Source organism: Thermasporomyces composti (assembly GCF_003386795.1).
GTDB classification, from domain to species: Bacteria; Actinomycetota; Actinomycetes; order Propionibacteriales; family Actinopolymorphaceae; genus Thermasporomyces; species Thermasporomyces composti.
Genome location: NZ_QTUC01000001.1, coordinates 834,063 through 855,458 on the forward strand (window position 1 = coordinate 834,063; position 21,396 = coordinate 855,458).

General features: G+C 68.4%; 12 protein-coding genes. 8 read left to right on the forward strand and 4 right to left on the reverse strand.

The annotated features are described in order from the left end of the window. Positions 1-74: 74 nt before the first annotated feature. From valS to DFJ64_RS03660, 4 genes are all read left to right on the forward strand, one after another. Positions 75-2,774, forward strand: coding sequence for a valine--tRNA ligase (gene valS / locus DFJ64_RS03645; protein ID WP_115849157.1), 2,700 nt, complete (start codon positions 75-77; stop codon positions 2,772-2,774). 2,236 nt (positions 2,775-5,010) lie between these two features. Then, complete coding sequence (locus DFJ64_RS03650) at positions 5,011-5,289, forward strand: hypothetical protein (protein WP_115849158.1); 279 nt, start codon at positions 5,011-5,013, stop codon at positions 5,287-5,289. A 108-nt stretch (positions 5,290-5,397) separates the two neighbouring features. Next, positions 5,398-6,633 carry a Tm-1-like ATP-binding domain-containing protein gene (locus DFJ64_RS03655; RefSeq protein ID WP_115849159.1) on the forward strand — a complete coding sequence of 412 codons (1,236 nt, stop codon included), beginning with the start codon at positions 5,398-5,400 and terminating at the stop codon, positions 6,631-6,633. Between the two features lie 79 nt (positions 6,634-6,712). Next, entirely contained in the window at positions 6,713-7,552 is an 840-nt protein-coding gene (locus DFJ64_RS03660) for a phosphoenolpyruvate hydrolase family protein (RefSeq protein ID WP_115849160.1), read from the forward strand. A 93-nt stretch (positions 7,553-7,645) separates the two neighbouring features. Here the strand turns inward: DFJ64_RS03660 and glgP are convergent, their stop codons facing one another. Next, positions 7,646-10,237, reverse strand: a complete 2,592-nt coding sequence (glgP, locus tag DFJ64_RS03665) for an alpha-glucan family phosphorylase (RefSeq protein WP_115849161.1) — start codon at positions 10,235-10,237, stop codon at positions 7,646-7,648. Between the two features lie 485 nt (positions 10,238-10,722). Here glgP and DFJ64_RS03670 point away from each other — a divergent pair, with 485 nt between their 5' ends. The 4 genes from DFJ64_RS03670 (at position 10,723) to glgB (ending at position 18,137) form a co-directional block, all read left to right on the forward strand. After that, positions 10,723-12,723, forward strand: a complete 2,001-nt coding sequence (locus DFJ64_RS03670) for an alpha-1,4-glucan--maltose-1-phosphate maltosyltransferase (RefSeq protein ID WP_211310479.1) — start codon at positions 10,723-10,725, stop codon at positions 12,721-12,723. Further along, a complete protein-coding gene (treS, locus tag DFJ64_RS03675) occupies positions 12,642-14,411 on the forward strand; it encodes a maltose alpha-D-glucosyltransferase (RefSeq protein ID WP_170152483.1) in 1,770 nt (589 codons plus the stop codon). Before DFJ64_RS03670 ends, treS begins: the two co-directional genes overlap by 82 nt. Positions 14,412-14,473: 62 nt before the next feature. Next, positions 14,474-15,868 (forward strand): maltokinase N-terminal cap-like domain-containing protein, encoded by a 1,395-nt coding sequence (locus DFJ64_RS03680; RefSeq protein ID WP_245940932.1) that lies wholly within the window; start codon positions 14,474-14,476, stop codon positions 15,866-15,868. A gap of 37 nt (positions 15,869-15,905) precedes the next feature. Then, the gene (glgB, locus tag DFJ64_RS03685; protein ID WP_115849165.1) at positions 15,906-18,137 is read left to right on the forward strand and encodes a 1,4-alpha-glucan branching protein GlgB; all 2,232 of its coding nucleotides are present in this window, start codon (positions 15,906-15,908) and stop codon (positions 18,135-18,137) included. 76 nt (positions 18,138-18,213) lie between these two features. On the opposite strand, the gene DFJ64_RS03690 is transcribed toward glgB, so the two are convergent. The 3 genes from DFJ64_RS03690 to DFJ64_RS03700 form a co-directional block, all read right to left on the reverse strand. After that, a complete protein-coding gene (locus DFJ64_RS03690; protein WP_115849166.1) occupies positions 18,214-18,408 on the reverse strand; it encodes a hypothetical protein in 195 nt (64 codons plus the stop codon). Positions 18,409-18,754: 346 nt separating this feature from the next. Then, positions 18,755-19,747 carry a DUF8094 domain-containing protein gene (locus tag DFJ64_RS03695; protein ID WP_147304584.1) on the reverse strand — a complete coding sequence of 331 codons (993 nt, stop codon included), beginning with the start codon at positions 19,745-19,747 and terminating at the stop codon, positions 18,755-18,757. Further along, positions 19,740-21,239: a hypothetical protein gene (locus DFJ64_RS03700; RefSeq protein WP_147304585.1), complete on the reverse strand. Its 1,500-nt coding sequence runs from the start codon at positions 21,237-21,239 to the stop codon at positions 19,740-19,742. The genes DFJ64_RS03695 and DFJ64_RS03700 overlap by 8 nt, the downstream gene beginning before the upstream one ends. Positions 21,240-21,396 lie beyond the last annotated feature (157 nt).

Genomic DNA, 21,396 nt, shown 5'->3' on the forward strand with positions numbered 1-21,396 from the left:
TGACCTTCGTCCTTCTCCGTCGGTCGCGCGTGCCCACAACGGCGCGCGCGTCCCTCCAGACCAGGTGAGCCATCATGCCGTCCACAAGACCAGCCTCGTCGTCCGCAGAGACGGCGACGTCGACCGAGCACACCCCACGCCACGCTCCGAGCCCAGCACGCGTCGCACCCCACGCCCTCGGGCACACCCACCAGGCGGACGCTCGCCCGACCGTCCGTGCCGCGCGAATCCCCGACAAGCCCTCCTTGGACGGGCTGGAGGCGAAGTGGGCACCGATCTGGGAGGAGCGCGGCGCCTACCGCTTCGACCGCTCCGCGCCGCGCGAGCGGGTCTTCTCCATCAACACCCCGCCGCCCACGGTGTCCGGGAGCCTGCACGTGGGCCACGTCTTCTCCTACACCCACACCGACATCGTGGCCCGCTACCAGCGCATGCGCGGGCGTGCGGTCTTCTACCCGATCGGGTGGGACGACAACGGGCTGGCGACCGAACGGCGGGTGCAGAACTACTTCGGCGTCCGGTGTGACCCGTCCCTGCCGTACGACCCGACGTACACCCCGCCCGCGAAGCCGTCGAGCCGACCAGAGACCATCTCCCGGCGCAACTTCGTCGAGCTGTGCCAGCGTCTCACCGCCGAGGACGAGCAGGCCTTCGAGGCACTGTGGCGGCAGGTCGGACTGTCGGTCGACTGGTCGTTGCTGTACACCACCAACGGCGAGATCGCCCGGGCGGCGTCGCAGCGGGCCTTCCTGCGCAACCTCGCGCGCGGCGAGGCGTACCAGGCCGACGCGCCGACGCTGTGGGACGTGAGCTTCCAGACCGCGGTGGCGCAGGCGGAGCTGGAAGACCGTGAGTGGCCGGGCGCGTTCCACCGACTGGCGTTCCACCGGGACGACGGGGGCGACCCGATCCTCATCGAGACGACCCGACCCGAGCTGCTACCGGCGTGTGTCGCCCTCGTGGCACATCCGGACGACGACAGGTACCGCCGGTTGTTCGGCAGCACCGTGCGGACGCCGCTGTTCGGAGCGCGGGTGCCCGTGCTCGCGCACCGGCTGGCCGACCCGACGACGGGGACGGGCATCGCCATGGTGTGCACGTTCGGCGACACCACCGACGTGACCTGGTGGCGGGAGCTGAAGCTGCCGGTGCGGGCCGTCGTGGGGCGCGACGGCCGCATCGTGGCGCAACCGCCGGACGGGCTGTCGGAGGAAGGCCGCCGTGCCTACGCCGAGCTCGCCGGCCTGCCCGTGGCGGAGGCCCGGCGCCGCGTGGCGGAGCTGCTGCGCCAGTCCGGCGACCTGGTGGGCGAGCCGCGCCCCATCACCCACACGGTGAAGTTCTACGAGAGGGGCGACCTGCCCTTGGAGATCGTGACCAGCCGGCAGTGGTACGTCCGCAACGGCGGCCGCGATCCCGAGCTACGTCAAGCCCTCCTTGCCCGGGGACGGGAGCTGGCCTGGGTGCCGCCGTTCATGCGGCACCGTTACGAGCACTGGGTGGAGGGCCTCACCGGCGACTGGCTCATCAGCCGGCAGCGCTTCTACGGCGTCCCCATCCCGGTGTGGTATCCGCTGGACGGCGACGGTCGGCCGGACTACGACCACCCGATCCTGCCGCGTGAGGACCAGCTCCCCGTCGACCCCGCCAGCGACATCCCTGACGGTTACACCGAGGAGCAACGAGGCCAGCCGCACGGCTTCCTCGGTGACCCGGACATCATGGACACCTGGGCGACGTCCTCGCTCACCCCGCAGATCACCTGCGGCTGGGAACGCGACCCGGACCTGTGGGCGCGGACGTTCCCCATGGACATGCACGCCCACGCCCACGAGATCATCCGCTCCTGGCTCTTCTACAGCGTCGTGCGCTCCCACCTGGAGCACGACTCGCTGCCGTGGCGGCGGGCCGCGATTTCCGGCTTCGTGGTCGACCCCGACCGCAAGAAGATGAGCAAGTCCAAGGGGAACGCGACGACGCCGGTCCACGTGCTGCGCCGATACGGCGCCGACGCCGTGCGCTGGCGCGCGGCCGGGGCGCGACCGGGCCAGGACTCGCCGTTCGACGAGACGCAGATGAAGGTCGGACGGCGGCTGGCGACCAAGCTGCTCAACGCCAGCCGCTTCGTGCTCGGTCTCGGCGCGGTGAACCCGGACCCTGGCCTCGTGACCGAGCCGCTGGACCGCGCCACGCTCGCCGCGCTCGCCGACACCATCGACACCGCGACGGCCGCTCTCGACGCGTTCGACTACACGACCGCGTTGGAGGCGACCGAGCGGTTCTTCTGGGAGTTCTGCGACGACTACCTGGAGCTGGTCAAGGACCGCGCCTACGCGGCGCTTCGCGGTGAGGAGGACCCCTCGAACCCAGCCGCGCCGGAGTCGGCACGCGCCTCCCTGGCCCTCGCGCTGTCGGTGGTGCTGCGGCTGTTCGCGCCGGTCATGCCGTTCGTGACCGAGGAGGTGTGGTCGTGGTGGCAGGAGGGATCGGTGCACAACGCGCCGTGGCCGACGCGTGGGGAGCTCGCCGACGCCCCCGGTGACGCGACCCTTCTCGCGGCGGTCGGCTCGGTGCTCAGCGCGGTTCGTGGCTTCAAGTCGGCACGGCGACTGTCGATGCGCGCCGACGTCACACGCGTGGTCGTGACCGGACCGGCCGCCGACGTCGAGCTGCTGACGGCGGCCCGGCGCGACCTCCAGGCCGCGGGGCGCATCGGCACGCTCGAGCTCCTCGTCGGTGACACGGCGGAGATCGACGTGCGCGTCGAATCCTGACGCTCGACGTCTCGCGATCTCATCAGCGCCCGGGCGTGTGTCGACTCGCGCCCGGGCGCCCCGCTCCCGGCCTCAGCCAACCAGCCGCTCGGCATGATCGAACGTCTCCGCTCGGCGGACCTTGCCGCTCGGCCTCCTGCAGCGCCGTGTACCACGCCCAACCTGCACAGCGTCCCTTGTGGACAACCTCCGCATATCAGTTGCCAGGTGACTACGATCGGTGGTGAAACTGTCGTGATGGGAACAGTGCGAGGACCGATATGGGGGCAGAAGACGAATACGTAATCACCCTCGCGGGGGAACGGTACTTCAGTGCTGGCGTGATCGACCGATGGAGTCGACTGCTCGAAGAGACAGCCGGCGTACTTGATAGCCGAGCAGAGCAAGCAAGACCTGAACGAGTCGACGCAGGGCCATTCGCTCTGGTCGTTCAAGACATTATCGAAGCTACAGTTGCTCAGTACGTACACCTTATCATGAGCCTCGAAAACTCCGCTGACAAATTAAGGAAAGTGGCGAAGGTTTATCGGAAAATGGAGGAGCAAAATAATCGGTTCCTATCTCCAATACATGACCGCATGTTGACCTTCGACCCGGAGCTTTTCAGTGCCTGGGGTCTTGGAAGCAAGAACGCAGACCGCTAAGAAGGGGAAGGTGTGGGCGAACCTCCTACCATCGTACTTGGCGGGGATCCCGCCAGCATTCGCGCGGTCGCGGATTGGTACCGGTCACATTTGGCGCCTCTAGCCGAAGAAGCTGAGAGCGCCGTCAGACAGGTCCTTCGGGACCACATCGAATCTTGGCGCGACCCAGCCAGCGAAAGATTCGCCATGAACCTGCGCGAAGGACTACCGACGATCCTTCGCTTCGTCGACGCCCTACACAAACGCGCTCGCCTGCTCGACCACATGGCTGACGTCCTCGAGGCGGCGCAAATCGCATCGCATGGGTGGAGCGCCGCGCCCGAGAGGCGAAGCTCAAGATCGAGGATGGCTGTATATGGCCACCCGAGTTCGAGCTGAACCCCGAAGGATACGAGTAAATGCCTCACCGAAGAAGCCGCTCGCGAGCTATACGAATGGCGTAAGGGTGTCTATGAGGAGATCAGAGACACTGTAGACTCTGTTCACGACTCGATCCGCGAGGTGTTCGTTGGGAACGACAGTTATGACTGGAATCAACTTGCCCTCCCAACTGTGGAAGCCAAATTTGGCCTAACCGAAGCCTGGATCGAAAGGTATCGTGATAAGCACAACCGGCCGCACGCATATGGTTTAACGGGGCGCGTGTGCCGCATCGGAGGACCTGTCATCACTGTACGCGGCGTCCTAGACTCACTCGCGGCCGGAGATCCACCTGAGAAGGTTATCGTCGTGACAGCGGTGAGCCTCAGCGTAGGTGCAGCGTCTGCCGCAATCGCTCTCGCGCTCGCTCCACCCACCTGGTTTTGGGCGGCTCCGCTTGCTGGTGCTACCCTCGGATTTATTGCATCGGAAGCTACGAGCGGATGGTACGACAAAAACTATAGGACCGCTCTAGACAAGCTACTAGCAGTCAGTCCTGGCCTGGATCCGGGGAGCCGACGACTGCCCCCTATTGAACCGGGCCCGCGAAGAGGAGAACGATGCCTATCCCTTTGCCCTCCACTTGGTATCGGCGCAAACGTCTTGCGTGGACTGTATGCTTCGGCGCGATTATTCTAGCGATAGCACTCACCGCAGCCATCCCACGCGACTTTGTAGAACACAGGATTGGGATGGCTATCCTAGAATGTTTCACTCTTGGCTTCGTGGTATTCGGAGGGATAGGCGTCTACCTTACAACGGCGACCTGCTGGCGCCGCTCGGCTTCCGCGGTGGAGCTTACTCGGCTACGTAGCGGCACACACGCGGTAGCCTTGTGGAATTTGCGGCTCGCATCGATCGCGAGATCGTTATCGTTCTTTTTCCTAGCGGTAACCCTTATCAGTTTTCCGTTACTTTTCGACGCTTCGTCGACAGGCGAGAACTGGTGGGGTCATCGGGCGCAAGTCTTCGGCAGGGTCAGCCCGTTCTTTGGCGCGCTTCTTTTGACATGGACAATCGGCGGACTGATTCGAAAACGAAGTACGCTCGGTGTTGGACTAAGTCCGAACGGCCTTCACTACTGGTCTCAGCTCGGCTGCTGTTTCTATTCATGGGACTCGATCAGAGAGGTGCATCCACGCATAGCTGGATCCCCCTATCTTGATCTGACCGTGGTCGAGCGGAAGGACCGCGGCCGAGATCCGGAAGAGAACTTTCTTGGCCGGCTCGCATGGTTCCGGAAGCGCAACCACCAGATTGAGCTTCATCCGCTCCGCGTCAATCCCGGAGTCGTCTACCTGACCGTCGTCTTCTACCTGCGCCATCCCGAGCTTCGCCATGAGCTGTCGACCATGGACGGTGTTCGGCGTATCCAGAACCTCGACTTCGGGGACCTCGTTCACGAACTCGAGACCACTGGGACCCTGCGCGCGGTGGCCGACCACGCGTGAGCCGGCAGCCTCGATCGGTCGTGGTGAACCGGAGCCCGAACGGGAGATCATCGTCTACAGCGCACCTCGCGCCGACGTCACGCTTGTGGTCTGTCTAGGGAGGTCACCGTGCCCACCGTCGTGCTCGTTGGCACCCTCGACACCAAGGGGGCCGAGTACGCCTTCGTCCGGGACCAGCTCGCGAAGTCCGGCATCGACACCCTCGTGGTCGACGCCGGCGTTCTCGGTGAGCCCGCGTTCCCGCCCGACATCTCGCGAGAGGAGGTGGCCGCCGCCGGCGGAGCCGACCTCGCGAGCTTGTGTGCCGCGGGCGACCGAGGCGCGGCCGTGACCGCCATGGCGGCCGGCGCCGCGGCGGTGCTCGCCGACCTTCACGCGCAGGGACGCGTCGACGGCGCGCTCGCGCTGGGTGGGACCGGTGGCACCTCGATCGCCGCGGAAGCGTTCCGAGGCCTGCCCCTAGGCATGCCGAAGATCATCGTCTCCACCGCGGCGTCCGGTGACACCCGCGCCTACATCGGCGAGAGCGACCTCGTCCTGATGCCCAGCGTCACCGACATCGCGGGCGTCAACCGGCTGTCCAGACGGATCCTCGCCAACGCCTGCGCGGCGATCGCCGGCATGGTGACGAGCCAGCCGCCGCGTGCGGAGGAGGATCGACCGCTGGTCGCCGCGAGCATGTTCGGCGTCACGACGCCGTGCGTCACAGCCGCCCGCGGTCTGTTGGAGCAGGCCGGCTACGAGGTGGTGGTCTTCCACATGACCGGCACCGGCGGCCGGAACCTCGAGAAGCTCGCCGCGGACGGCTGGCTGGCCGGCGTCCTCGACGTCACCACCACCGAGCTGGCCGACGAGCTGGTCGGTGGCGTCTTCTCCGCCGGGCCCAGCCGAGTCACCGCCGCCGGTGCGGCCGGCATCCCGCAGGCGGTGTCGGTCGGTGCCCTCGACATGGTCAACTTCGGTCCGCGTGACACGGTGCCGGCCGAGTTCGCCCACCGGAACCTCTACGTGCACAACCCCAGCGTCACGTTGATGCGCACCACCCCCGAGGAGTGTCACGAGCTCGGTGTTCGGCTGGCCCGCCGCGTGTCCACCGCGACCGGACCCGCAGCCGTCTTCCTGCCGCTGCGAGGGGTGTCGGCGCTGAGTGTGGAGGGCGAGCCGTTCCACGATCCCGCGGCCGACGCTGCGCTGTTCGACGCCATCCGCTCCACGCTCGACCAGGAGCGGGTTGAGCTGATCGAGCTCGACCTCGACGTCAATGCGCCGGAGTTCGCCCAGGCCATGGTGGACTGGCTGCGGTCGCGCCTTCCCTCACCGCAGACCGCCGGGTCCCGGGCGTGACACGACCGAGGGAACGTCTTCCCACTCGACTCTGGATTCCGCACACCACTGGACTGCTCGCTGAGATCGAAAGGACGCCATGGCACGCATTCCCCGCGCCGAGATCCTGAACCGTCTGCGCGAGAAGGTCGCCGCTGGCCGCCCCATCATCGGCGGCGGCGCCGGCACCGGCCTGTCAGCGGTCTGTGAGGAGGCCGGCGGGATCGACCTGATCGTGATCTACAACTCCGGGCGCTACCGGATGGCCGGTCGCGGCTCGCTCGCCGGTCTCTTGGCGTACGGCAACGCCAACGAGATCGTGGTCGAGATGGCCCGCGAGGTGCTCCCGGTGGTCAAGCACACGCCGGTCCTCGCCGGCGTCAACGGCACGGACCCCTTCTACGACCCCGACGTCTTCCTGCCCGAGCTGGCTCGGCTCGGCTTCTCCGGCGTGCAGAACTTCCCCACCGTCGGCCTCATCGACGGCGTGTTCCGCGCCAACCTCGAGGAGACGGGCATGAGCTACGCGCTCGAGGTGGAGATGATTCGCAAGGCGGCGACGTACGACCTGTTGACCACGCCGTACGTCTTCTCCGCCGAGGACGCCGCCGCGATGACCGAGGCCGGGGCAGACATCGTGGTGTGCCACTTCGGTCTCACCACCGGCGGGGCGATCGGAGCCCAGACCGCGCGGACCCTCGACGAGTGTGTCGAGCTGGCGCGCGAGTGGTCGGCGGCCGCCCGGTCCGTCCGTGAGGACGTCCTCGTGCTCTGCCACGGTGGGCCGGTGAGCGAGCCGGACGACGCCGCGTACCTCCTCTCCCGCGTCCCCGGCCTCCACGGGTTCTACGGCGCGTCCTCGATGGAACGCCTGCCGACTGAACGGGCCATCACCGCCCAGACCAAGGCGTTCACCGAGATTCAGCTCGCCGACCGCTGACCCGGTGAGCGCCGAACTCAGGGCGCCCTGCGCCCAAGCACGCGCGTGCCGGCGGCCACCAGGGGCCGCCGGCACGACAGAAACGAGCGAGCGCTACCGCAAGTCGCCGTTGGTCATCGCGTGCGGAGGCGGCGGCCAGGCGACGAGACCGAGCTCCGCGGGCGAGGCGAGCAGCGGGTGCGACGGCAGGATCCGCACCGTGTAGCCCACCGGGCCGGTCCGGTCGAAGCGGACCTCGCCGTCGTAGCGGTACCGACCCGCCTCGTAGGCCTCGGCCGGCTTGAGCGAGGTCGTGGACGGCTCCTGGAGCTCGTCGGAGTCGTCCACTCGACCGTGCAGCACCTGGACGTCGACGTCCTCCGGCGAGAGCGTGCCGAGGCTGACGTAGACCCGCACGGTGGCCGATCCCCCGACTTCCGCACCGTCGCCGGGGCCGCTCGACTCCACGTGGTCGACGCGGACGCCCGACCACGCCTCACGCACCCGCTGCTTCCACGCGGCGAGCTCGCGGGCGCCGTCGAAGGAGGCGTTCAACGCGCGGGAACTGGCCGCCGCCGGCGTGTAGAGCTTCTCGACGTACTCGGCGAACATCCGACTGGCGAGCACCTTCGGGCCGAGCGACCGGAGCGTGTGCCGCACCATCTCCAGCCAGCGCCGCGGCAGGCCCGAGGCGTCGCGATCGTAGAACCGCCGGGTGACCTGCTCCTCCAGGAGCTCGTAGAGCGCGGCGGCCTCGAGCTGGTCACGTCGCCAGGGGTCGTCGATCCCGTCCGCGGACGGGATCGCCCAGCCGTTCTCACCGTCGAACCACTCGTCCCACCAGCCGTCCCGGATCGAGACGTTGAGTGCGCCGTTGAGGGCCGCCTTCATCCCCGACGTGCCGCAGGCCTCGTAGGGCCGTAGCGGGTTGTTGAGCCAGACGTCACAACCCGTGACCAGCTGGTAGGCCAGGTCCATGTCGTAGTCGGGGAGGAACACGATCCGGTGGCGGATCTCGGGGTCGTCGGCGAACCAGACGATCTCCTGGATCAGCTTCTTGCCGCTCTCGTCGGCCGGGTGCGCCTTGCCCGCGATCACCAGCTGGATCGGTCGCTCCGGGTCGAGCAGCAGGCGCTTGAGGCGCTCGCGGTCGGAGAGCATGAGGGTGAGCCGCTTGTACGACGGGACCCGGCGGGCGAAACCGACGGTCAGCACGTCGGGGTCGAGGGCGTTGTCGATCCAGCCCAGCTCCGCCTCCGTGGCTCCCCGGGCCAGCCAGGACTCCCGCAGCCGCTGGCGCGCGAAGCGCACGAGCCGAGCGCGCAGGGTGCGTTTGGTCTCCCAGAGCGCCGCGTCGGGAATCGCGTCGACCGCCTCCCACGCCCCGACGTCGGCGCTGCCACGCGCCTTCGCCTCCAGCTCAGCGATCTCGCGCGCGACCCAGGTCGGGGCGTGGACACCGTTGGTGACGTGGGTGATCGGCAGCTCGCTCTGGTCGAAGCCCGGCCACAGGCCCGCGAACATGGCCCGGCTGACGTGGCCGTGCAGCGTGCTCACCGCGTTGGCCCGCTGGGCGAGCCGGAAGCCCATGACGGCCATGTTGAACAGCGCGGGGTCGCCGCCCTCGTAGTCCTCGGCGCCGAGCGCGAGGATCCGTTCCACGGGGACGCCCGGCGAGGCGTTGTCGCCGCCGAAGTGCTGCGCCACCAGGTCGCGGGTGAACCGGTCGATGCCGGCCGGGACAGGGGTGTGGGTGGTGAAGATCGTCCCCGCCCGGGTGATCTCCAGCGCCGCGTCGAAGTCGAGTCCGCCCTCCTCGACGTACTCCCGGATCCGCTCGAGTCCGAGGAAGCCGGCGTGCCCCTCGTTGGTGTGGAACACCTCCGGCTGCGGCGCGCCGGTGATCCGACAGTAGGTCCGAAGCGCCCGAACACCGCCGATGCCGAGCAGCATCTCCTGCAACAGTCGGTGCTCGGTGCCACCGCCGTAGAGCCGGTCGGTCACGTCACGCTCGGCGGGCGCGTTCTCCTCGACCGAGGAGTCGAGCAGCAGCAGAGGCACCCGCCCCACCTGCGCCACCCAGATCCGCGCGGCCAGCTGGCGGCCGCCCGGCAGACCGACGCTCACTCGCGCCGGCGTGCCATCGGGCTCTCGCAGCAGCGTGAGCGGCAGCGCCTGCGGGTCGACGATCGGGTAGTGCTCGAGCTGCCAGCCGTCGGCCGTGAGCGACTGCCGGAAGTAGCCGTAGCGGTAGAGCAGGCCGACACCGATCAACGGCGCGCCCAGGTCGCTGGCGGTCTTCAGGTGGTCGCCGGCCAAGATCCCCAGACCGCCGGAGTACTGCGGCAGGGCGGCGCTGATGCCGAACTCTGGCGAGAAGTACGCGATCTGCCGGGGCGCCTGGGGGCCGAGCGTCTGGTACCAGCGGTCGCCGGTGAGGTACTCCCGCAAGTCGGCGGCGGTCTCCTCCAGCCGGGCGAGGAAGCTCCGGTCGGCGCTCAGCTCGGCCAAGCGCTCCGGGCTCACCTCCGACAGCAGCCGTATCGGGTCGTGCCCCAGGGCTTCCCACTTCTCGGCGTCGACGGCCGCGAAGAGGTCCTGGGTGGGGGCGTCCCAGGTCCAGCGGAGGTTCATGACCAGCTCACCAAGCGGAGCCAGCGGCTCGGGTAGCACCGGCCGAACGGTGAATCGACGGATCGCACGCACGAGGGGACACGCTAACCCAGGGTCCCCTCCGACACGCCGCCGACCTGCCGTGGAGTTGCAGTCCAGGCAAGGTTTTGCAGGCGTTGGCGGGGAACGACCCCTTTATGAACCTCGGCGTGCTACGCCTGGCGGTGGCGGCTGTATGGTCGACCCACCCTGCGGTGCGGCCGTGCTCGGGGCGCCTGCACACTACTCCCGGCACGACGTTGTTTCGGTTCACCGCTGGACCTCAGCGCCGACTTTGCCGACCAGCCCACCCACTCCCCTCCCCCCACACCACCATGGCTGCGCACGACAAGAAGACTGCCCACCCGACGCCAGCCCGTCGGAGGTCGACCAAGCGGAAGGCGACCCCGGATCGGTCGCCAGTGACGGCGGACTCGCGCTCGACGCACCCCAGCGCCGCCGTCAGCTCGTCGACACCGGGTGTGACGGCCCCGGCGGCTCACGCCACCGAGGGCGACGTCTCGTTTCCGCCGCGGACCGTGATCGGGCGCATCCCGATCACCGATGTCCAGCCGGTCGTCGCGGGGGGACGGTTCCCCGCCAAGGCCGTCGTCGGCGAGGCGATCACGGTGTCCGCCACCGTGTTCCGTGAAGGCCACGAGGCGCTCGGCGCCAACGTCGTCGTGGCCGGACCGGACGGGCGAACGCTCGGCTGGGTGCCGATGTGGTGCCGGGAGCCTGGAGCCGACCGCTGGGAGGCCGAGATCAGGCCCGACGCGGAGGGCGACTGGACCTTCACGATCGAGGCCTGGAGCGATCCGATCACCACGTGGCGCCACGCCGCCGAGGTCAAGCTGAACGCCGGTGTCGACGTCGAGCTCATGCTCACCCAGGGCGCCCTGCTGCTGGAACGGGCAGCGGGCGACCTGCCGGAGGACCAGACCGTGGGACGGGAGCGCCTGCGCGCCGCGGTGCTCGCGCTGCGCGACGTCTCCCGCCCTGCCGCCGCCCGCTTCCAGGCGGCCACGGCGCCGGAGGTGCTCGAGGTCCTCGCCGCCCACCCCCTGCGGGAGCTCGTGACCGCCTCGGAGGCGTACCCCCTGCGGGTGGACCGCGAGCGGGCGCTGTACGGGAGCTGGTACGAGTTCTTCCCCCGCTCGGAGGGCGCCTACCAGAAGCCGGACGGCAGCTGGGTGTCGGGGACGTTCCGCACCGCCGCCGAGCGTCTCCCCGCCATCGCCGAGATGGGCTTCGACGTCGTCTACCTGCCCCCGATCCACCCGATCGGCCGCACCAACCGGAAGGGCCCGAACAACAGTCTGACCGCCGGCCCCAACGATCCCGGCTCCCCGTGGGCGATCGGCGCCGCGGAGGGCGGTCACGACGCCGTCCACCCCGACCTCGGCACCCTCGCCGACTTCGACGCGTTCGTCGCGCGCGCCCGCGAGCTCGGCCTGGAGATCGCCCTCGACCTGGCCCTCCAAGCCTCACCGGACCACCCCTGGGTCAAGGAGCACCCGGAGTGGTTCACCAAGCTGCCCGACGGGTCGATCGCCTACGCCGAGAACCCGCCCAAGAAGTACCAGGACATCTATCCGCTCAACTTCGACAACGACCCCGAGGGTCTCTACCACGAGGTGCTGCGGATCGTCCGGCACTGGATGGACCACGGCGTCCGGATCTTCCGGGTCGACAACCCGCACACCAAGCCCGTGCAGTTTTGGGAATGGCTCCTGGCCGAGGTCCGGCGCACCGACCCCGACGTGCTGTTCCTCGCCGAGGCGTTCACTCGGCCAGCGATGCTCCAGACCTTGGCCAAGGTAGGTTTCCACCAGTCGTACACGTACTTCACCTGGCGGAATACCAAGCAGGAGCTGGAGTCCTACCTCACCGAGCTCAGCCGCGACACGGCGGCGTTCCTGCGACCGAACTTCTTCGTCAACACCCCGGACATCCTCACCGCCTATTTGCAGGAAGGAGGGCCGGCGGCCTTCAAGATCAGGGCCGTCCTCGCCGCCATGCTCTCCCCGACGTGGGGCGTGTACTCCGGCTACGAGATGTGCGAGCGCCTCGCGGTCCGACCGGGGAGTGAGGAGTACCTGAATTCGGAGAAGTACGAATACCGCCCACGCGACTGGGCGGCCTACGAGGAAGGCGGGGAACGCGCCGGCCAGTCACTGGCTCCGTACCTGCGCCGGCTCAACGAGATTCGGCGGGCCCACCCCGCACTCCATCGCCTGCGTAACCTACGCTTCCACTATGTTCCCGACGACAGCTTGATCGCCTTCTCCAAGCGCGAACAGCTGCCCGACGGACGTGACGACACCGTCATCGTCGTGGTTAACCTCGACCCCCACGGGACCCGTGAGTCGGTTGTCTCCCTTAACATGCCCGAACTGGGCCTGGATTGGGATGACTCGTTCGTCGTCCACGACGAACTCTCTGGCGACACCTGGCGATGGGGCCAGCACAATTTCGTCCGACTCGACCCCACGGTCGAGCCTGCCCACATCTTCACGCTTCAACGGGGAACCGGATGAGCCAACACGTTGCGGGTAGCTCTGGCTCGGACCCTGAGTGGTACAAGCGAGCCGTCTTCTACGAGGTCCTGGTCCGGTCGTTCTACGACTCCAACAACGACGGCGTCGGCGACCTGCGCGGCCTCATGGCGAAGCTGGACTATCTGGAGTGGCTCGGCGTCGACTGCCTGTGGCTACCGCCGTTCTACGTCTCCCCCATGCGGGACGGCGGCTACGACGTGGCCGACTACACCGCGATCGCGCCTGAAGTCGGAACGCTCGACGACTTCGTCGACTTCGTCGACGCGGCGCACGCCCGTGGGATCCGCGTGATCATCGACTTCGTCATGAACCACACCTCGGACCAACACCCGTGGTTCCAGGCGTCACGCACCGATCCCGACGGGCCGTACGGCGACTTCTACGTCTGGCGCGACACCGACGAGGGTTACCCGGACGCGCGGATCATCTTCGTCGACACCGAGACCAGCAACTGGACCTACGACCCGGTCCGCAAGCAGTACTACTGGCACCGGTTCTTCTCCCACCAGCCGGACCTCAACTACGAGAACCCGGCGGTGCAGGAGGCGATCATCCAGGCCCTGCGCTTCTGGCTCGACCTCGGCATCGACGGGTTCCGGCTCGACGCGGTGCCCTACCTCTACGAGGAGGAAGGGACCAACTGCGAGAACCTTCCCAAGACCCACGAATTCCTCAAGCGGATTCGGAAGGAGATCGACCGGGACTACCCCGACCGGGTTCTGCTCTGCGAGGCCAACCAGTGGCCCGCCGACGTCGTGCAGTACTTCGGCGACGTCGCCAGCGGCGGCGACGAGTGCCACATGGCGTTCCACTTCCCGGTGATGCCGCGGATCTTCATGGCGGTCCGCCGCGAGTCGCGCTACCCCATCTCGGAGATCTTGGCGCAAACCCCGAAGATCCCCGACCGCTGCCAGTGGGGGATCTTCCTGCGCAACCACGACGAGCTCACGCTCGAGATGGTCACCGACGAGGACCGCGACTACATGTGGGCCGAGTACGCCAAGGACCCGCGGATGAAGGCCAACATCGGGATCCGGCGCCGACTCGCCCCGCTGCTGGAGAACGACACCAACCAGATCGAGCTGTTCACCGCGCTCCTGCTGTCCCTGCCGGGCTCGCCGATCATCTACTACGGGGACGAGATCGGCATGGGCGACAACATCTGGCTGGGTGACCGCGACGGCGTCCGTACCCCGATGCAGTGGACGCCGGACCGCAACGCCGGGTTCTCCAACGCCGACCCCGGCCGGCTCACCCTGCCGGTGATCATGGACTCGGTCTACGGCTACCAGGCGGTCAACGTCGAGGCGCAGCTGCGGAACAGCTCCTCGCTGCTGCACTGGGTGCGCCGCATGATCTGGATCCGCAAGCAGAACCCCGCGTTCGGCTTGGGGACGTTCACCGATCTCGGCGGAAGCAACCCCAGCGTCTTGTCGTTCGTTCGAGAACTAGGCGATGAAGCGGTCCTGTGCGTCAACAACCTCTCCCGGTTCCCGCAGCCGGTGGAGCTGGACCTCCGACGCTGGGAAGGCGTGGAGCCCATCGAGTTGGTGGGTGGTGTCCGTTTCCCGAGGATCGGGGAACTGCCCTACCTGCTGACGCTCGGCGGCTACGGCTTCTACTGGTTCCGCCTGCCTCGACCCAGGTCTGAGGAGTCCATGGCGTAACGTCGGCCGGGGTACCCGCCGCGCGATCACCGCGCCGGCAAAGCGAAGGAAAGGCGAGGATGATGAACGCAAGGGAGACCTCCGGACTCCATGAGTTCCTCGGACGCCAACGCTGGTTCGCCGGCAAGGGCAGGGACTTCCAGATCGAGGGCGTTCACTACCTGAGCTGGCTGTCCGAGCCGGGAGCCTGGCCGGCAGTGCGGATCGCGCTGGTGACCGTTCGCTACGCCGACGGCCGTGACGTCGACGTCTACCAGGTGCCCCTGTCGTACCACCAGGAACAGGTGGACGCCCTGGCCCACGCGTTCGTGGGTGAGTGGGACGAACCCGACCTCGGGCGGGTGTTCGTCCACGACGCACTCCACGACAAGGCGGCAACCCGGACGTACCTCGGCGGCCTGTTGAAGGGCGCGACGGAGCCGGACGTGACGTTCCACCGGATCGGCCCCCTGGACGTCGACGCCGAGCTGCCGTCGCTCGTCCTGACCGGCGAGCAGAGCAACACCTCCCTCGTGTTCGGGGAGGACGTGCTCATGAAGGTCTTCCGGAGGGTCCACCACGGCCGCAATCCGGACATCGAGGTGCACGAGGCGTTCGCCCGGCACGGGTGCGGAAACGTCGCACGCATGTACGGCTGGCTCGAGGGCGAGTGGCCGGACGCCAGCGGTCAGCGGCGACGTGGCGACCTGGCGATGTTCAGTGACTTCTTCCGCACCGCGACCGACGGGTGGGCGCTGGCGATCACCAGCGTCCGGGACCTGTACGCCGAGGCCGATCTCCATGCCGATGAGGTGGGTGGCGACTTCGCGGCCGAGTCCCACCGCCTCGGCGCCACGACGGCGGAGGTCCATGCCGACCTCGCCCGCTATCTCCCCACCGACGTGTGGGGACCGGCCGAGCTCCAGGAGCTGGCGAACACCATGCGCGCTCGGCTGGACGACGCCGTCGAGGCGGTCCCGGCGCTCGCCCCCTATGCCGACGGGCTGCGCCGGGCCTACGACGCCCTGGCGGCGACCACGACACCCACCCCGGTCCAGCGCATCCACGGCGACTTCCACCTGGGCCAGACGATGCGCACCGTCGGCGGGTGGCGGATCATCGACTTCGAGGGCGAGCCGGCCCGCCCCTGGGCCGAGCGTGGCCGGCTCGACTCCCCCATCCGTGACGTCGCCGCCATGCTTCGGTCGTTCGACTACGCCGCGCAGCACCTGCTCGCCGGTCACGACCATCCCGACGAGCACCAGCTGGCCTACCGAGCCACCGAGTGGGCGGAGCGCAACCGTTCGGCGTTCTGCGAGGGCTACGGTGAGGTGGCTGGCGCCGACCCGCGCGAGAACGCCGTCCTGCTGCGGGCGTACGAGACCGACAAGGCCGTCTACGAGGTCGTCTACGAGGCACGAACCCGTCCCGACTGGATCGGTATCCCGCTCACCGCGGTCCGCCGGCTAGCCTCGTGACGGACCGAGACCGCTCCGCCCGTCCGAAGGTCGTCACATGCCCCACAGCCGCTCCGGATCCACCACCCCGCAGCCGGCGAGGGTCGCCCGTGACGAGCTCGCCCGTCTCGTGGCGGGCGAGCACTACGACCCGCACCGCATCTTGGGTCCGCACGTCACCGACGGCTCGGTCACCGTCCGGGTGCTGCGGCCGCTCGCCGAGCGGGTCTGGCTGATCATCCACGCCCGAGGCGCGGAGTCGACGACGTCGGAGCAACGGGTCGAGCTGGCGCACGAGTACGAGGGCGTGTGGGTCGGCGTGCTCCCGGGCACCGACATTCCCGACTACCGGCTGGAGGTCCAGTACTCGGACGGGGTCACGGTCTTGGCCGACGACCCCTATCGCTTCCTGCCGACCCTCGGCGAACTGGACCTGCACCTCATCAGTGAGGGCCGGCACGAGGAGCTGTGGCGGGTTCTCGGCGCCCACGTTCGGTCCTACGAGACCGTGTCCGGGACGGTGACCGGGACCTCCTTCGCGGTGTGGGCACCCAACGCCCGGGGGGTTCGGCTCGTCGGCGACTTCAACTTCTGGGACGGGCGCGGCCACCCGATGCGCTCCCTCGGCAGGAGCGGGATCTGGGAGCTCTACGTCCCCGGGATCGGCGACGGGACCCTGTACCGGTTCGAGATCCTCGGCCAGGACGGTGTGTGGCGGCACAAGTCCGACCCGTTCGCCTTCCGGTGCCAGGCGCCCCCGGAGAACGCCTCGATCGTCTACACCTCCACCTACAGGTGGGGCGACGACGAGTGGCTCGCGCGCCGAGCCCAGCGCCAGCCGCACGCCGAGCCCATGAGCATCTACGAGGTGCACCTGGGTTCGTGGCGGCGGGGCCGAAGCTATCGTGACCTCGCCCACGAGCTCGTCCCCTACGTCGCCGACCTGGGCTTCACCCACGTCGAGCTGCTGCCGGTGATGGAGCACCCCTACGGGCCGTCGTGGGGATACCAGGTCGGGTCGTACTACGCCCCGTCGGCCCGCTGGGGTGAGCCCGACGACCTGCGGTACCTCATCGACTCCTTCCACCAGGCCGGCATCGGCGTCATCATCGACTGGGTGCCCGCCCACTTCCCCCGCGATGACTGGGCGCTCGCTCGCTTCGACGGCACGCCGCTCTACGAGCACGCCGATCCGCGTCGGGGCGAGCACCCCGACTGGGGCACTCTCGTCTTCGACTACGGCCGGCCGGAGGTCCGCAACTTCCTCTTGGCGAACGCGCTGTACTGGCTCGAGGAGTTCCACGCCGACGGTCTTCGGGTCGACGCCGTCGCCTCGATGCTCTACCTCGACTATTCCCGCGCCGACGGCGAGTGGACGCCGAACGAGTACGGCGGGCGCGAGAACCTCGACGCGGTGCGGTTCCTGCAGGACGTCAACGCTACGTGTTACCGGAAGGTGCCCGGCATCGTCACGATCGCCGAGGAGTCGACCTCCTGGCCGGGCGTCACACGTCCGGTGCATCTAGGCGGGCTCGGTTTCGGGTTCAAGTGGAACATGGGCTGGATGAACGACTCCCTGGCCTACATGCGCCACGACCCGATTCACCGCCAGTACCACCACCACCAAATGACGTTCTCGCTCGTCTACGCCCACTCCGAGAACTTCGTGCTACCGCTGTCTCACGACGAGGTGGTGCACGGCAAGGGCTCCTTGCTGCGGAAGATGCCCGGTGACCGGTGGCAGCAGCTGGCGAACCTGCGGGCGTACCTGGCGTTCATGTGGGCCCATCCGGGCAAGCAGCTGCTGTTCATGGGCGGGGAGTTCGCTCAGGACGCGGAATGGTCGGAGGCGGGCGAGCTCGAGTGGTGGCTCTTGGAGCACCGCGAGCACCAGGCCGTCCAGCAGCTGGTCCGCGACCTCAACCGCATCTACGCCGAGGCGCCGGAGTTATGGGCCACCGACCACGTTGCCGAGGCGTTCTCGTGGATCGATGCCAACGACGCCGCGAACAACGTGTTCAGTTTCCTGCGCACCGGACCCGGCGGGGAAACGTTGGTGTGCGTGTCGAACTTCGCCGCCATTCCCCACGAGAACTACCGGATCGGGCTGCCCACAGCCGGGACCTGGCAGGAGATCCTCAACACAGACGCCGACGTCTACACCGGGTCGGGCGTGGGCAACCTCGGTGCGGTGGAGGCGGTGTGGGAGCCGTACCACGGACGGCCCGCCTCAGCGACCCTGCGACTTCCACCGCTCGGGACCCTCTGGCTTCGACGTACGCCCGAGTGAATGAATTCCTCATCCCGGGCACGATTCGGCGGTCGGGACGAGGTGGGGAGCCTCGCCCCGACCGCCGCACGCTTGGTCAGCAGGCCTCGCTCCGCGCGGCCGACTCCTCGAGACGTTCAGCGACCCGAATAAGCCGGATCCCGGTGCCACGCAGCGACCGGGCCACCCACTGACTACCGTTCCGCTGGGCTGGCACGCGGAGCTCGGTCCGAGCCCGCTCCTCAAGCCGCTCGGTGTAGTCGTTGGCGAAGTTGGCAATGGCAGGCCACATCGGTTGGTTGTTCTCCAGATTGTCGCCGTGATGTCGGCGCGAAGGATCACCCCACGCCGACGGGGTTAACGGGTACGGGTTTGCGGTAGAGGGGCAGACGCCGTTGTTACCCCCCACGTGGACGCCCGCGCGCTACAGCCGCGGGCTCGCAGGACCGACCTTCGTCATCGATGGTCGTCTGGGAAGGTGTCCGCGAGGTTTCGGTGACGCATCAGTCAGATGGCGGCATGTCGAGATCCCCCCGTGTGCATCACCCAAAACAAGAGTACATGGTGCCGCGACAACCCTCGCGTCCGCAAGCGATTTTCTGATCACGAGCTGCCACCAGCGGCGGCGCCGGAGCCGGCTACCTCATCTTCGCCGACTCGAGTGACCGCTCGACGCCGAGCAGTCGAATTCGTGGGTCGGGCGCCCCCTTGGGTGGCACGACCGCCACCGCTTGCCACACCCACGAGGTGCGGAGGTAGGAATCACCCTCCGCTCGTCCAGTGTACGCGGCCACCGCGTCGTTGCGGTCAAACCGCAAGCGAGCGTCCTGCAGGGACAGCTCCTCGTTCTCCTCGAGGGTGAAGAGGACGAAGGCGCTCCCGTCCGCGACCGCGAGTGCCCGGACCGAGACCACGCTGACCTTCTGGTCGTAGGTGAATCCGGGCTGCTCCTTGTTCCGCTGTGTCGCCTGGTGGGAGCGAGCGGTCTGGGGGTGCGGGTGGAACGCCGCGGCGTGCGGCGCGTCCGGTCCGGCCATGAGCAGGTTGGCGTACGCTTGCGCGGCCTGCCAGGGCGAGCGCACCAGACCTTCGTTCGAACCGGTGTCGAGCGCTACCACCTTGCCATTGCGCTCGACGAGCTCGGGAAGCTGAGCATCGTCGTCCAACGCCACCGACTGGGTCATGTGCCACAGCGAGCCGGCGTTGCTGCGGACGACGAGGCTGACCGTGGTCCGCCCCTCATCGGCGAGGTCCGAGACAGCGACGAACCACACGGGATAGTCGGCCAGGTCAGGGATGTAGATGCGCTGGTTGGTGTATCGCGCTCTCGTGGACCGGCTCGTGCGATCAGGGTCCAGCCGGTTGGCGATGCGAAACTCGGCCCGGGTGGCGCGCAGCAGCGGGCCGGACTCCACTTGAGCGATGAGCTCGGGGTCGCGGGTCTCGCTGGCCTTGTTGCTGACCTGCTCGTACCGCTTCAGGAACGTGAGCGCTCGCTCGCTGGTCACCGGGGACCACGCGACGGTGCGACCAATCCGAGCCTCCGGCATCGTCACACACCCGCTCGCGGTCGCCCAGACGGCGACGACCAGAGCGCCGATCCCGACACTTCTCCTCAGCCGCCTAGCCACGGTCCGCGCTGTCCTTCCGTTCGCCAGGCGCTGGGACCACCGGGCTCACCGGACCCGGAAGCCACGGCGGCGGCTCGGCGTAGTCGGCACCGAGCGCGATACCGTCGTCGAGGTGAGATCGGTCGAGGTGGGACCTTTCGACGTGGCGTCCGCCGGGCACGTCGCCTGAGTGGGAGGAACCGGTGAGGCGGGGTGCCCCCTCCTCGCTCGGCTGGTTGAAGGCGTCCCCCACCACGCTCCGTGGTGCCGACGGGGCCGGTGGCGGCTCGACGTGCCCCTGCGCCATCGGACGACTGGGCATCGTCGAGGACGACGCGTCCGGGCGGAACGAGCCCGGCTCCCCACCAGGTGTCCCTCGGGTCTCCGAGGGGCGTGCGGGCCGATCGAGAGGGCCGACGTCCCCGGGACCCGCATGCCGCGGCGCCATCCGCATGGGGGGAACTGCTGACGACTGTGGCGTCGACGTCGGCGGCGCCGGCGGGACCGCCGGTGGACGACCGTCCGCCGGCGTCGGGTGAAAGGCCCGAGGCGGCATCGGGGCTGGCGGTCGCTGGTGTCCACCGTAGGGAGGCGGTGGCCCGTGTCGTGGCACAGGTCCGGGTGGTTGATCGTGGGTCGTGGGAGGCGGCGGGAACGCCGGAGGGCCTTGGCGCGGCCCGCCTGCCGGTCGGTGTTCCAGCGGCGTGGCGGGGCGCTGCGCATTGGGCGCCTCGGGAGTACCGGCCGCACGGCCCAGCTCCATGGGGTCGCCGACCGGCGTACGGGGTCCGGTGACCCGAGGCGCGGGCTGGGAGGTCCGCCAGAACTCGTTCTGACTCCAGGCCTCCCCGCCGTCCCACCGAATCTCGTCGTCGTCATCGACCACGGGAGGCCGCCGACGGAACACCCCCGTGATCACGAGTCCCAGCGCCAGGACCACCAGACCGCCCACGGCGACCAGCAGTGCGGTGCGGAACGCGCCTGGCAACTCGATACCGAAGGAGACCTGCACCGCGACCGGCGCGTCACCGTCGGCGTGCATGATGACGAGGTCGTAGGGACCGTCTTCCAGCCGCCAGCTCAGTGTCTGCTTTCCGGCGCCGGTCGTCTTCACCATCCACCAGTCGAGGGACGCTGGTGGAATCACCCGGCCGCGGTCCCCGGGCACCTCACGGGTCGTCAGCCGCAGCGGGTATTCGACCTCGAGGATGCGGAGGTAGCGCGACTCCGAGAGGTAGCTGCGAACGTCGACATCGTGAGCCACGCCGATGAAGACATGCCGGTCACGGTCGACCGGCTCCACGGTCACCTCCACCCGGTTGCCGTGGTAGTCCAGGAGGTCGGGTGGCGTGGCGATGGCCACACCCTCGGTCTTGAGCTCTCGCGGGCTGGACGCGATGACGTCGTCCGGTCCGATGTACTTGAACGCGGCGAGGGCGCCGACCACCAACACCGTGAGTCCGACGAGCGCGACCACGGAACCCGTGATGACCCGGAAGACGCGCATGCTCACCTGAGGACCCCAGTCGGTAGTGTCTGTGGGCCGATAGCCTAGCTAAGGGTCGTGACCTTCGCGTACGACGAAAGCTCCGCGGTGGATCGCCTCGGCTCGACACCGACCGAGGGCGGGGGCCGTCGGCTCACCCGTGAGGATCCGCGCGCTCCGGTGA

What these genes read in the sequence shown, in the direction of transcription:
- glgB (WP_115849165.1), top strand. Translation starts at nt 15,906, where the DNA reads ATGCCCCACAGCCGCTCCGGATCCACCACCCCGCAGCCGGCGAGGGTC.
- DFJ64_RS03680 (WP_245940932.1), top strand. Translation starts at nt 14,474, where the DNA reads ATGAACGCAAGGGAGACCTCCGGACTCCATGAGTTCCTCGGACGCCAA.
- DFJ64_RS03660 (WP_115849160.1), top strand. Translation starts at nt 6,713, where the DNA reads ATGGCACGCATTCCCCGCGCCGAGATCCTGAACCGTCTGCGCGAGAAG.
- valS (WP_115849157.1), top strand. Translation starts at nt 75, where the DNA reads ATGCCGTCCACAAGACCAGCCTCGTCGTCCGCAGAGACGGCGACGTCG.
- DFJ64_RS03690 (WP_115849166.1), bottom strand. Translation starts at nt 18,408, where the DNA reads ATGTGGCCTGCCATTGCCAACTTCGCCAACGACTACACCGAGCGGCTT.
- treS (WP_170152483.1), top strand. Translation starts at nt 12,642, where the DNA reads ATGGGGCCAGCACAATTTCGTCCGACTCGACCCCACGGTCGAGCCTGC.